At 60.7% G+C, this 13857-nt stretch carries 9 protein-coding genes; 7 read left to right on the forward strand and 2 right to left on the reverse strand.

Annotation, left to right across the window (positions count from 1 at the left end; translation table 11 throughout):
* The 6 genes from K8U03_26565 to K8U03_26590 form a co-directional block, all read left to right on the forward strand.
* On the forward strand, positions 1–1059 hold a 1059-nt coding region (locus tag K8U03_26565), incomplete at its 5' end, for a DUF1501 domain-containing protein (GenBank protein ID MCE9608463.1).
* A 95-nt stretch (positions 1060–1154) separates the two neighbouring features.
* Positions 1155–2633 (forward strand): DUF1501 domain-containing protein, encoded by a 1479-nt coding sequence (locus K8U03_26570; protein ID MCE9608464.1) that lies wholly within the window; start codon positions 1155–1157, stop codon positions 2631–2633.
* Positions 2634–3252: 619 nt separating this feature from the next.
* On the forward strand, positions 3253–3774 hold the full coding sequence (locus K8U03_26575; protein ID MCE9608465.1) for an Ig-like domain-containing protein: 522 nt from the start codon (positions 3253–3255) through the stop codon (positions 3772–3774).
* 12 nt (positions 3775–3786) lie between these two features.
* Entirely contained in the window at positions 3787–4185 is a 399-nt protein-coding gene (locus K8U03_26580; GenBank protein MCE9608466.1) for an Ig-like domain-containing protein, read from the forward strand.
* A gap of 248 nt (positions 4186–4433) precedes the next feature.
* Complete coding sequence (locus K8U03_26585; protein MCE9608467.1) at positions 4434–7043, forward strand: DUF1592 domain-containing protein; 2610 nt, start codon at positions 4434–4436, stop codon at positions 7041–7043.
* A 16-nt stretch (positions 7044–7059) separates the two neighbouring features.
* Positions 7060–8457, forward strand: coding sequence for a DUF1552 domain-containing protein (locus K8U03_26590; protein MCE9608468.1), 1398 nt, complete (start codon positions 7060–7062; stop codon positions 8455–8457).
* Positions 8458–8708: 251 nt separating this feature from the next.
* Here the strand turns inward: K8U03_26590 and K8U03_26595 are convergent, their stop codons facing one another.
* Positions 8709–9620 carry a hypothetical protein gene (locus K8U03_26595; GenBank protein ID MCE9608469.1) on the reverse strand — a complete coding sequence of 304 codons (912 nt, stop codon included), beginning with the start codon at positions 9618–9620 and terminating at the stop codon, positions 8709–8711.
* A gap of 256 nt (positions 9621–9876) precedes the next feature.
* Here K8U03_26595 and K8U03_26600 point away from each other — a divergent pair, with 256 nt between their 5' ends.
* A complete protein-coding gene (locus K8U03_26600; protein ID MCE9608470.1) occupies positions 9877–11301 on the forward strand; it encodes a DUF1501 domain-containing protein in 1425 nt (474 codons plus the stop codon).
* 772 nt (positions 11302–12073) lie between these two features.
* On the opposite strand, the gene K8U03_26605 is transcribed toward K8U03_26600, so the two are convergent.
* Positions 12074–13513, reverse strand: a complete 1440-nt coding sequence (locus K8U03_26605) for a DUF1501 domain-containing protein (GenBank protein MCE9608471.1) — start codon at positions 13511–13513, stop codon at positions 12074–12076.
* Positions 13514–13857: the final 344 nt, after the last annotated feature.

Genomic DNA, 13857 nt, shown 5'->3' on the forward strand with positions numbered 1-13857 from the left:
CGCTCGATCACTCACGAAGATTCGCAGCACGCGCAAGGTTCGGTCCGTTTTCTCAGCGGTCGACACACTCCGAGCGTCGATCCGATTTCCGAGTTTCCGTGCGTCGGGCCGATCGTGGCCAAGATGCGCGAACATCGGCAACTCGGCGTCCCGAACCATGTTGCCAGTTCGGCCCGCGCCTACGGCGACGGCAGCGCGTACCTCGGCGAATCGACGATGCCGTTCGTGGTCGGCGGCAATCCCGGGGCACCGGGCTTCAAGGTGCCGAATCTCGCCGTGAGTTCCGCGCTCAAGGGTCGCCTCGGCGACCGCGCCGCGTTGCTGAAAGCGTTCGACACATTTCGCCGTGAGGCCGACGGCTCCCTCTCGATGTCGTCGATGGATGCTTTCAACCAACGTGCTTTAGACCTGCTCACCAGCGAGAAGGCTCGCCAAGCGTTCGACCTGACATTCGAGAGCGAAGCGACTCGCGATCGCTACGGCCGGCATGAATGGGGCCAACGTGCCTTGCTCGCCCGCCGGCTCGTCGAAGCGGGCTGCAGTTTCGTGCGGATGGACATGAACAATCCCAACGTGCCCGGCGTCGATGAAACTCGCACCGCCGGCAACTGGGACATTCATGCCGTCAACGGCGATCTCTATTACGATCTCGGCGTGCGCTTGGCGCCGTTCGACAAGGCGGTCGCGGCCTTGATCGAAGACATCTACGATCGCGGACTCGATCGCAAGACGATGTTGATCGTCGCCGGCGAATTCGGCCGCACTCCGCGCGTCAATCCGGCTCGGGGAACACGCTCCGGCGTGATGCAGCCCGGTCGCGATCATTGGCCCGGTGCGCAGTCGGTGCTGATCTCCGGCGGCGGCGCTCGCATGGGGCAAGTTATCGGTTCGACCACCGACAAAGGTGAGTATCCGAAAGACAATCGCCTCGATCCGAACGACCTGCTCGCCACGGTCTATCGCTTTTTAGGTATCGACTACCACCACGCGTTCCTCGACCGGAGCGGTCGACCGATGCCGATCCTGCCGCACGGCAATCCGATCGCGGAGTTGTCGTAAGGCTTCGAGTGCGACCGTAGGCGAAAATTTGAAGCGGAGATAAGCGTCGGAGACCGGCTCCTCAGCGTGATGCGAGGCATTACAGGAATTGCTTCATGTCCAGCGACTTTCGTGCAAGGCCTTGTCAACGTGCGGCACATGCCGCCCACGCCTTCGTCGACTTTCAAGGAACGACGCGTGAAGGCCTGACCCTGGTCGACCGGCGCGGGATGTTGAAGGCCGGTGCGGCGGGCATCGCCGGGTTATCACTCCCCGCCTTGCTTCAAGCACGTGCCGAAGCCGCCGACGCAGGGCGTAAGATGCGCGCGCCGAAGAGCGTGATTCTGCTGTGGATGGCCGGCGGTCCGAGCCAGATCGACACGTGGGATCCGAAGCCCGATCGACCGGAGAACAACCGCGGTCCGTTCGGCGTCACGCAGACGAAGTTGCCCGGCGTCGTCATTTGCGAGCACTTGCCGAAGCAGGCGGCGATGCTCGACAAGTTCACGATCATTCGCTCCGTCGACGCGCGACACAGCAATCACGAACCGAACAAAGTCTTTCAAACGGCGAACCTCACTGCCGAAGCCCGCACGAATCCCGAAGCGGAGCACTATCCCGCCTTGGCGTCGGTGATCGCGAAGCATCACGGAGCCAATCATCCTTCGATGCCGCCCTATGCGGCGTTCATGAAATCACGCTCGCACTTGGCCTTCGCCGGATATCTCGGCAAGCAGTACGATCCGTTTCTCTGCAGCCAAGCAACGAAGCTGCCGGTGTATTCGAACGTCGGCATCGACACGGGCGACATGACCGGCGGCGACTTGTTCCAATTGCCGACTGGCCTCTCCATCGATCGACTTCACGATCGTCGGGCGTTGCTGCAGCGATTCGACCAAATGCGCTCGGGCCTTGATCAGTCGGGCTCGATGCAAGCCCTTGATGTCTATCAGCGGCAAGCGGTCGACATGCTGCTCGGCGAGCGAGCCCGCAACGCGTTCGACGTGGAGCGCGAGCCGCAAGCCGTCCGCAACCGATACGGCAAACATCTGTGGTGTCGGCAGGCATTGATCGCGCGGCGTTTGGTCGAGGCGGGTACGGCCTTCGTCACGCTCGACCTCAGCTACCATTCCGCTTCCGGCACATGGGATACTCACGGCGACAATATCCCTCCCTACGGCGGCATCAAGAACGGCCTCGGTCCGCTACTGCCCCTGTTCGATCATCTCATCACGACGCTCGTCTCCGATCTCGATGAGCGAGGATTGCTCGACGACGTGCTGGTGATCGCGATGGGAGAATTCGGGCGTACGCCGAACATGGGAACGCAAGGGAGCACCGATGGCCGGAATCATTGGCCCGTCGTGATGTCGATGTGCATGGCGGGAGGCGGACTCAAGCATGGTCAGATCATCGGAGCCTCGAGCCGCGACGGAGGCGAGATCCACGAGCGACCCGTTACTCCGGGCGACCTTGCGGCGACGCTGTTTCGATATTTCGATGTGCCTCAAGACGTGAGCTACCTCGACAATCGAGGTCGCCCGCGCTTCATCTTGGATCAAGGCGGGAAGCCGATTCGAGAGTTGGTCGGATAGCCAGTCGGCGAATCGACCGTGCTCTCGCGCTCACTGTAGTCCTCGCGGACGGTTCCCCATCGACGCTCGCTACGGCACAGGCTTGAGTTCCGTCTCGTCGTCTGTTGAAACGGGGTGTGTGTTCCCAAGTATCGGACGGGTGACAACGCGCGGCGATCCGTAACCGGAGTATGCGCGGCTTTGGAACGGCAAGGTGAAAAGCGACGCCAAGCCCGACTCGCGGAGAAACCACGGCTCAGGTCGCTCACAGCGGGATGCACTCCTCTAAAGTGGGGAAAACTAGCGAGGGAAACTCCAGAATGTCCTGTGAAACAACGCAACGTCGATTGCCGGAGTGCTTGCCGGATGGGCTTGGAAGATCAACTTGTGTTCAGGCATCGATCAACTAAGATTGATGATCCCCGCCTGATATCCTGCCGTCCGCGATCCAATTCGCCTGCACGTCGGCTCTCCGATGCTAATATCCCTGCTCATTGCGTCGGTTCTTGCCGCCCCCGCCTCGTCGAGATCGCGACGGCCGGAATGTCGAGATAGGGATTGCCGCATTGCGTCGGTTCTTGCCGCCCCCGCCTCGTCGAGCGGATCGACGACGGGGCTGCGGGTTGATCCCCCCGCGCCGTTGCTCACCGGAGCCGATGCACGTCAGCAACTGTTAGTGACCGCGATTCATTCAGGGGGGGAAGTCGACGCCACGGATGAGGCGGTATTCGCTTCATCGAACCCCAAGATTGCAACCGTAAGCGAAGATGGAGTCGTGCTCCCGGTCGGCAACGGCTCGGCCGTAATTTCCGCGACCTTCGACGGCCGATCATCTTCGGTCGATGTTCGTGTCGAACGTGTTGCGGTGTTGCCGTCGCCTCATTTTGCTCGCGACATTATTCCCCTGCTCACCAAAGCCGGATGCAACTCGGGTGCTTGCCACGGAAAGCAAAGCGGTCAAAACGGTTTCAAGCTTTCAGTGTTCGGTCACGACGTCGGGGCCGACTATCAAGCGATCGTTTGCGAAGGGCGTGGGCGGCGGTTGTTTCCCTCAGTGCCGCGCGAGTCGCTTTTACTCACGAAGGCTACGAATCGAGTGCCGCACGGCGGCGGTGGACGTTTGGAAGAAAACTCGACCGAGTACCGGCGATTGCTTCGCTGAATCGACGCCGGGATGCCGCACGGCAGCGACGACGCTCCGCAGGTCGTCGCCATCGACGTACAGCCCAAAATTCGAACGATGCGCGAGCGCTCGCAGCAACGACTGCTGGTCACGGCCACGCTGTCCGACGGCTCGAGCCGCGACGTGACGCATGAGGCGGTTTACACCTCCAACGACGACACGCGAGCGACCGTCGATCAGCACGGTCGTGTCGCCACGAAGATGATGGCCGGAGAATCGGCCATCGTCGCTCGCTTCCAAGATCACGTCGCTGCAACCTTCGTTACGGTGCCGTTGAACCGTGCTGAGTGTCACGACATTCCGTACTTTTGTGCGCGAGTTCTCGCCATTCTAGCTGAACCAAGCCGGGAATTGCCATCCGCCCGGTTGCTTGGCCGGTGGGGTTGGTAATGATCGAGTGATGGCCACCGCAACTCGCACGCAACGCCGTTACGATCACCGTCTCCGGAATCTGGTTCGGACTACGCGGGACATTCATTGCGCCGTCCAACGAGGCTAAAGCGCATGTGCTCCGCGGAGTTCCGTGCATGTCAAGTCATTTGTCGTTGAATCAGCGAACTGACGTGGACAAAATAGCGAGAACTCTTCCGCTAGAGTCCCGCCACACCACCGGCCAAAGAACGAAGCCTACCCCGTCTATGAAGATTCTCACGATTACGTTGCTGCTGGTGCTTGGTAGCACGTGGACGATTCTGGCCGCCGATGGACCAGCGGCGCCGCAAACGTTGGAATCGGTCAAGGAGCAAGGTCGCGCGAAGTCGCGATTTTTGAAAGAGACCAAGGCCGCGCCCGAGTCCACCGACGCGCTGCCGCAGGCGAATCTGGCGACCTTTCGCCAATCGATTGACGCGGTCCTCAAAAAGAGCTGCCTCGGCTGCCACGGCCCGCAACGTTCGGAAGGGCGACTGCGAATCGATCAATTGAATCCCGACCTGCTCGCCGGCCCCGATGTCGACCGTTGGCGCGAAGTGTACAACGCGCTCGGCAAGTCCGAGATGCCGCCGCAAGACGCGCCTGAGTTCGTCCTGGCCGAGGCCGAGCGAGGGCGGATCGTCGATTGGCTCGGTGAAGAGTTGAACAAGGCGTCGCTCGTGCGCCGCAACAGACAAGTGCATTCGTCGTTTCGTCGACTCACGAAGTACGAATACAACTACGCCCTGCAAGATTTGCTCGGCATCCCGTTCGCGCTCGGGAACAAGCTGCCGCCGGAACCCGTCTCGGCGGATGGCTTCAAGAACAGTTCGGAACTGCTGCAGATGTCGGCGATGCAGTTCGAGACCTACCGCGAGATCGGGCTCACCGCGCTCAAGCGCGCCACGGTGATTGGCGAGCGGCCGCGACCGGTCACATACAAGGTCGCTTGGCAGGAACAGATGGATCAAGCGGCCAAGGCGAAGAACGCCAAACCGTTCGAGAAGCATGACGATAGCTACAACAAGCACCAGAATCAGCCGCACTTGCTCAGTCGCGAATCGGGGCAGGGCATCGTGTTTACCACCGGCAAGTCGCTGCCGCTGCCCAACGCGACCATCGAGCAAACGCCGGCCGACACCCCGGTCGTGCTCGTGCTGCCGAAGAACAGCGAAGTGAAGCTCGACTTGGATCGCTTTCTGCCGGACGAAGGAGTGATGCGTGTGCGCATTCGCGCCGGTCGGACGACAATGAACCCCGACGAGTATGCGAGCCTGCGGTTGATTTTCAGCGCTCACACCAGCAACAACGCCAACTTCTCGCAGGTCGTCAGCGACCGCGACATTCCGGTGACGGCACCGGCCGACGATCCGCAGTTCGTGCAGTTCGATATTCCGCTGAACGATATCCAGCGCAATCCGTTTCGCAAGCTCACGACCGCATTCCCGCGCCGCGACGAGTTCGTGCACATTCACAATGTCTCGAATGCCTTCGGCGGCGAAGAACGGCTCAACGTGGTGATCGACTCGATCGAGATCAGCGCTCCGTACTACGAGCATTGGCCGCCGAAGTCGCACACGGACATCTTTTTTGCCAGCAGCAACCAAGCCAACGAAGCAATCTACGGTCGCGAGGTGTTGAGTCGCTTTTTGAGACAAGCCTGGCGGCGACCGGTATCGACGCAGGAAGTGGACCAGTACATGGCGTTGTTCGCCCAGTATCGACCCAGCTTCGCGACGTTCGAGGAGGCGATGCTCGAGGTGCTGGCCACCGCGCTCGCCAGTCCCGAGTTCCTGTACCTGACGCAGCGCACATCGGCCGACGACAGAAAGTCGGCCGCCAAGATCAGCCAGCTCGAATTAGCCAGCCGGCTGGCCATGTTTCTCTGGTCGAGTCTGCCGGACGATGAGCTGCTGACCCTCGCCGAGCAAGGCAAGCTCCGCGAACCGGAAGTCCTCAGTGCTCAAGTGACGCGACTGCTGGCCGATTCGCGATCGCGGCGAATGTCGCAGAACTTTGTCGAGCAATGGCTGGGCCTGGATCGCTTGAATAGCGTGACGCATCTCACCGACGCCACGTTGCGCGAGGCACTCGAGGCCGAGCCGATCGCGTTCTTTGACGAAGTCCTACGGCAGAATCACAGTGTCATGGACTTCATCCATTCCGATTACGCTCTCGTGAACGAGCGGCTGGCGAGTCACTATCGCATTCCTAAAGTCTTCGGCCCGCACTTTCGCAAAGTGGCCATCACGTCGCAGACGAACCGCGGGGGGCTGTTGACCTGTGCCGCGATCTTGGCGATGAACTCCGACGGCAAAGACTCGCACCCGCTCAAACGTGGTGTCTGGATGCTCGAGCGCATCTTGCACGATCCGCCACCTCCGCCGCCGCCGAATGTGCCGGAAGTCGATTTGACTGACCCGGAGATCTTGAAGATGACGCTCAAGGAGCGGATCGCCGATCATCGCAACAAAGCGGCGTGCAACTCGTGTCACTCGCGGATCGACCCTTGGGGCATCGCCTTCGAGAACTACGATGCCCTGGGGGCGTTTCGGACGCACATCAAGAACCAGCCGGTCGATGCCACGGCCGAGCTCTTTAATCGGCAAACCCTCGCCGGGATGAATGGACTCAAGCAGTACCTGCTCGCCGACCGACAGGATCAATTTGCCAGTGCGATGGTGCACAAGCTGCTAGCGTATGCCCTCGGCCGATCGCTCACCCTGGGTGATCGTACCGCCATCGACAGCTTGACAGCTCGGTTCCGGCAACGGGATGATCGCCTGGGAGACCTCGTGCGGTTGATCGTCAGCAGTGATATTTTCAACGCCAAGTAAGAGTCAGGAATACTCGATGATCCACCGCAATGCAACGCTCAGTCGCCGGACCTTTCTGCACGGCACGGGAGTGGCCCTGGCATTGCCGTGGCTGGAGACGTTTGCCGCCGAGCGCTCTGCCACAGACGATACACCCAAGCGGTTCCTCAGTGTCTATCATCCCGATGGCGTCGGCTTGCCGCTGAAGTCGGATCCGGCGTGGAAGGATTGGAGCTGGTTCCCTCGCGGCGGCGAGAAGAATTTCGAGCTGACGAAAGTCCTCGACGTGCTCGATCCGCTGCGCAGCGACATTACAATCTACTCCGGCCTATCGCATCCCGCCGCTCGCCAAGTCCACGGCCACTCGAATGCCGATCAGTACTTGACCGGTGCTCCGATCGGTGGTCACGGCCCGTATCAGAACACGATCTCGGTCGACCAGGTTTACGCGGCCCATATCGGCGATCGTACACGACACGCATCGTTGGTCATGTCGACCAACGGCGGCGTGGGTGGCCCGCGGGGCGCTCAAACGCAATCGTTCAATCGCGAAGGTCGACCGATCCCGGCACTCAACAAGCCGCGCGATATCTTCAACATGCTCTTCGTCACGAGCAGCAAAGACACGGCCGCCAAGCTAACCCGCAGCAAGAGTGCGCTCGATCTGCTGATCGACCACACACGTTCGCTCGGACGTCAACTTTCCAGCCACGATCAAGCGACGCTCAAGCAGTATCTCGACGCGGTGCGCGATACCGAGCTCAAGCTCGCCAAGGCGCAGCGATGGATCGACACGCCTGTGCCGCAGGTTGATACGCGTAACTTGCATCTCGACGCCGAGCCCAAAGAAGCGCGGCTTTATTTCCAGACGATGTACGAGCTGATTTATCTCGCGTTTCTAAGCGACTCGACGCGCGTGGCGACATTCCAGTTGGGGCGCGAGAACGGCGAGGGACCGCACGATCTGCTGTCGCTGGCCGTAGGGCTTGGAGGTGCGCACGGTCTGACACACGCCGTCAAAAAACCCGGCGGCTGGCAGAACCTCGGCACCTACAATCGCTATCAGGCCGAGGAGTTTGGCCGCTTTGCTCAGCGGCTGCGCGACACGCCCGAGCCCACGGGCAACGGCAATATGCTCGACAACACCGTTGCCATGCACGGCTCGGCGTCGAGCAGTTTCCATCTCTCGCGCAACTATCCGATCATTTCCGCTGGTGGCAAGAATTTCGGCTTCACCAACGGTCGCTATCTCAAGTTCGGCAAGGGGAATGAAGACAATCAGGCTGGTGCTGGAATCGATACCGACGCGGGTTGGACCGGCAAGATCGAAGTGGAAGAACTGCCGTTGGCAAAGCTCTTCGTCACGATCTTACAGCGGCTTGGCGTCGAGACCGACAAGTTTGGCGGGTACAGCGGGACGTTGAGCCGGGTCTAACGCGAGCGGCACATTCTAGGCCAAGATCGCTTTGGCGATGTTGCCGTCGACGTTGGTCCGGTGGAAGTCGCGACCGGAGTAACGGTAGGCGAGTCGTTCGTGATCGAGACCCTACAGATACAGGATCGGTGTGCTAGTCCACCGACTTTTCGCGGTGCTGAGTGTCACGACATTCTGGAATTTCGTGCGCGAGTTCTCGTCATTTTAGTTGGTCGGGGTCGTTGAACGCCACTCGCACGGTTGCTCTGCCGTCAACGGAGCGGCTTGCCCGATAGCGGCCGGCCGTTGGTGGTGAGGATTTGGAAGTGATGAACCCGTTGCGGGCCCTCGAACTTCCAGACCAACTTTTTGTCGCGAGTGACTTCGAACAGCTTGATCCCTTTCACCGCGTGATAGGCGGCGATGACCGTGTTACCGTTCGGAAGCCTCTGACAACCGCAAGCATCGTCGAAGGGTTTGATCGGCAAGTCGCCGTTCGATATGCGCCAGACGACTTGTCCCGCGGCATCGAACTCAACCACTTTGTTGCCGTTCGTCAGGCCGACGAGCGTATTGCCGTCTTCAAGACGAATCGCCGTGAAGGGCCAGTTCTTTTCCGGGCGTCCGCCGAGTTCTTCGAGGTCGGTGCGCCACGTTTTTGCCACCGATCCCGTCGGGGTGTATTCCTTCACCTTGAAGGCCAGCAGATGGGGCACTAGATAGTTTCCATTCGGTAGCTTGCGAGCCATGCGGGTTTGCATGTGCGCATTGTCGGTCTCGGGTTCCAACGGGAACTCCACGGCAATCTTGCCGTCGGGCTCGATTTCGAGCAGTCGCGGCTTCGGCCCCAACTCCGTCACCAACGTTCGACCGTCGGCGAGGCGCTCGACGGTACCGATCTCTTTGTTGTCGGCTGATCGGGCATACCGAAACACCACGGCCTTGTCGCGCGTGAATTCTTTGACTTCGTCGGTCCAGGCGATCAGCACGTTGCCGTTGGGCAACACCCAACCGTCGCGAGCCCCACCGCGACCGGCGTTCCAACTTTCCTGTCCCGCCTCGTCGATGATCCCCGTAAACGTCGGCCCGGCGACGAAGAACGAATGGCGAATCTCTTCGGCGGCCAGCTCCCGATCGACAAACAGCGACAACACACCGACCAGCAGCAACGCGAAACGGGTCATAACAACTCCGCGATGAAGATAAATCGAAAGACGGCTCGATCGTATTCCGAGCGACCATCGAGAGCAACGACGAGTTGTTAGCGGATACGATCTCAATGCATCGACGTATTATTGATGAACGGTTCTTGGCGATCTACAATTGTATTGCTTGGTTTCCCGCCCGCCTGCCGCTACTCGCTCTCGCTTCTCACCTCCCGTAGTCGGCATCCGAAGCCGAGCCTCTGCTTTAGCTCGATCCGCATTTCCGAAAGCCCTTATGGGACGCCCTCCTACCGCTCAAGGTTCCTCGGCTTCTCGGCGCGAGTTTCTCCGCCTGGGACTTACCGGGCTCGGGAGCCTTTCGCTTCCCTCGCTTTTTCGGCTTCGCGCCGAAGCCGCGACGACAAGCTCGAAACCGCCGACGGCCGTGATCGTGGTTTGGCTTCGAGGTGGGTGCAGCCACCTCGATACCTACGATCCTAAGCCAGACGCCCCGAGCGACTATCGAGGCCCATTCGAAACGATCGATACACGAACACAGGGCCTTCGTTTTTCGGAACTCCTTCCTCGGCAGGCGGCCATCTCCGACAAGTTCACCGTCTTGCGATCGATGGCGCACACCGGCGGAGGCCATCCGGCCGGATCACTCCAGCTTCTTTCCGGCGATCCTGCGGCGCAAGACAAGCCGAAGCCCGTCTATCCCGACTTCATGACTGTTGCGCATTTCATGCGCTCTCGCGCTGCACATACGTTGCCCAACTACGTCGGCGTGAATCCGATCACGCGCTACGATGGCTTTCAGATCGCCGGTCCCGCTTATCTCGGACCTTCATTCGAGCCTTTTGCGGTGACGGGCGATCCTAGCTCTCCGCAATTCCAAGTACCGAATATCGGGATGTCCGACTCTCGGCAGACCTCTCGCGTTCGCGACCGAATCCATTTACGGCAGTCGCTCGATCAATTACGGCGCGATGTCGATTCGTCGGGCCTGATGGACGCGATGGACCGATTCGAGTCGCAGGCGCTCGGCTTGCTCACGAGCAAGGAAGCCGCACAGGCGTTCGATTTGAACCATGAACGTCCGGAGGTTCGCGATCGTTACGGCCGTCACCAATGGGGACAACAGTGCCTGATGGCTCGGCGCTTGGTCGAAGCCGGTGTCGAAATCGTCACGACGACGTTCGACGGTCCGCTATGCGGTCGGGTCGCCAACTGGGATGATCATGCCGTAAATCATCATGTGTTCGATGCCTTGACCTATCGTGCGCCGTTCTTCGATCAAGCGGTATCCGCCTTGATCGAAGATATTTACGCGCGGGGTCTCGACAGACGAGTGCTCGTCATCGTCACCGGTGAGTTCGGACGAACGCCGCGGATCACATATGTCGGCAGCAGCGGAGAAGGAAAGGCCAGTGCGCCGGCCGGAATCGTGCAGCCGGGCCGAGATCATTGGCCGCGCGCCAATTCGATGCTGTGGGCGGGAGGTGGGATTCGGACCGGTCGCATTATCGGCGGCACGGATCGAAGAGGAGAAGACGTCGTCGATCGACGAGTCGGACCGCAAGACTTTCTCGCGACGATTTATCAGCACCTCGGCATCGACTACCGGCATGCGACGATTCCGGATCTTACCGGACGCCCGACGCCGATCGTCACCGACGGTCAGGCAATTCCGGAATTACTCCGCACCGATTATTCCTAGCGGAAACGACTTCCTTGCGGTACGTGGTAGCGCGAGGGCATCGTGTTCATCCTCTTCGTTACGTCGGTGCCACGATGCTCTTAGACCTCGCAGTTCTTGTTCGCGATCCTTAAGTCGCAGCACTTGGGGACGGCGAGGTGAAAGCGGCGCTAAAACGCCGGACTCGCTGAGAAACCACGGCTCAGGTCACCCCAGCCGGGACGGGCATCGACTAAAATGGCGAGAACTCGCGCACAAAAGTGCTGAAGGTCGTGACACACAGCACGGCGTGAAAGCCCCGGTTTGCCATGCATCGCGCGTCGTGTACTCGCGCACGATGAGCTGCCGATCATGCAGCTCGACGTAGAAAAACGCTTGAGCCGCGCCCGCGAAGTGGCTCGCATTGTCGGTATTGAAGACGTTAAAGCCGCTTGTCGCTCGCTTCGACAAGCCGTCCCAACGAAAGACTTCGCGGAAGTGCGTGTGGCCGTAAAAGATCCCGGCGACATTGAACCCCTTCAAGGCTTCGTAAAACCCTCGGACGTCGCACGAGTCCCATTCCTTGCTGTCGGGCGGAGCACTGGGAATCTTTGGGGCTTAAGGGGAGGTCCCCCTCGACATTGAATCCGCCGACCAAGTACTGAGCGAAATCCGCCAGCCGATCGTGCTCCCAGCAGATCACTACGGTCTTGCCGTGATAAGCCCGCGCTTCGTCTTTGAGCAGCTCGTCGGCGAGCGCTCGGTAGTCGTCGCGCCTATAGAGGCACAAACCCTTCTCTTTCGGAGAGAAAGATTAGAACAGCTCACTTATCGGCTTGCCGTTGAGCTGCACGATCGGGTGCGGTCGGCCACCGTTGTCGCGGTACTCCGTGTCGAGCGGCACGTCCATGTAGCGATAGATCGTCGCCGCCAGATCGCCCGGCGTCACGGGTCGATCCGCGATCGCGCCCCCCGATTCATCCGTCGAACCGATCACTTGCCCATGCCGTAGTCCGCCGCCGGCCAGCGCCATCGACATCACCGCCGGCCAGTGGTCCCGGCCGTCGATCCCGCCGATGATCGGCCTCCGACCGAATTCGCCCATCGCGAGCACCAACGTATCGTCGAGCATCCCGCGCTCATCGAGATCGGCCACCAGCGTGCCGAGCGCATGATCGAAGAGCGGCAACATCGGCTTCAGTCCGCTTTGCAGTCCGCCGTAAGGCGGGGTGTTGTCGCCGTGATGGTCCCAACTCGCGCCGCCGCCGTAGTTCATCCCGATCGTCACGAAGCTCACGCCGGCTTCGACCAACCGCCGCGCCAAGAGCGCCTGCTGCGCCCACAAATGCTTACCATACCGATCGCGCACCGCGGCCGGCTCGAGCGACAAGTCGAACGCCGTCTGCGCTCGCTTCCCCGTGACCATCTCGACCGCTTGGCGTTGATAAGCGCCGATGGCCTGCATCCCCCCTTCGTTGTCGAGCCCCATCCGTACCCGATCGAAATACTTCAACAACTCCAGCCGATCGCCGAGCCGCGACGTCGAAAGTCCTTCCGGAAGTTGAAACAGATTATTGCCGGTGAAGTTGCCGGTGTCGGCTCCTTCGAACGACACGATCGGCAACTTCGCGGCATTCTCGGCGATGAACGGATCGTAGCGCTTCCCCAAGTAACCGGCGAACGCCAGATGCTTCCGCGGCGCAGCGACCGCCGCCACGTAAGGCGGCATCGCCGGATGATTCGGCCCGCGAAACTTCGCGATCACTGAGCCGATCGCCGGGTAGCGCGCGTCGACCGTCGTCGACTCGGGATGCCCCGTCTGCATGACCCGATAAGGGTTGTGGCCGCTGAAACGAGCGTCGACCGAGCGGATGAGGGTGAACTTGTCGAGCAACGCGGCCTGCTTCGGCATGAACTCGCAGATCCGCACGCCGGGCATCGCCGTGGCGATCGGCGAGAACGGCCCCCGGTTGTTGATCGGCCGCTCAGGCTTCATGTCCCACGTGTCGACCTGGCTCGGCCCGCCCGACATCCACACCAGGATCACGCTCTTATTCGTCTTCGGCTTCCGGCCGGTCTCCGTCGCTCCGGCCCGAGCTCGCAAGAGTTCGGCAACGCTCAGGCCCGCGATCCCTGCGAGCCCAGCCTTCATCATTCCGCGACGATCAACGACGGTGAGTCCTTCGGCCGTGTCGCCGTAGTAGTTCTGAAACGCGTGTCGCCCATGCGTCGCGACGTTTCCGGAAGGAGTCATCAATCGGCCTCCGAATACGGTATCGGCGAGTGGATTCACACACCGTGCCCTTAACCTATCGACACGCTCCGATGGAAACAAGAGTGTATCGGTGCCCACTCACGGCTTCGCGACGACTACCCCTTAAACAAGCGTATGCCGCCCGTCGGTGGTCGCGGCGAACTTGCCTGAAGGCGCAGACGTGGAGCGAGCTGTCCGTCGCGTTGCGGATGACATGAGGCGTCGGCTTGTCGGTCGGACATGCTGCGGGGTCATTTCTTGATTCGGCGTTTCGTCGAATCTTTTCGATCGGTGGGATGGAAGCCTGCGTGTGAGGTCGACGTCAAGCCCGCCATAGCGACCTT

It is taken from the genome of Planctomycetia bacterium (genome assembly GCA_021413845.1).
Lineage (GTDB): Bacteria > Planctomycetota > Planctomycetia > Pirellulales > PNKZ01 > PNKZ01.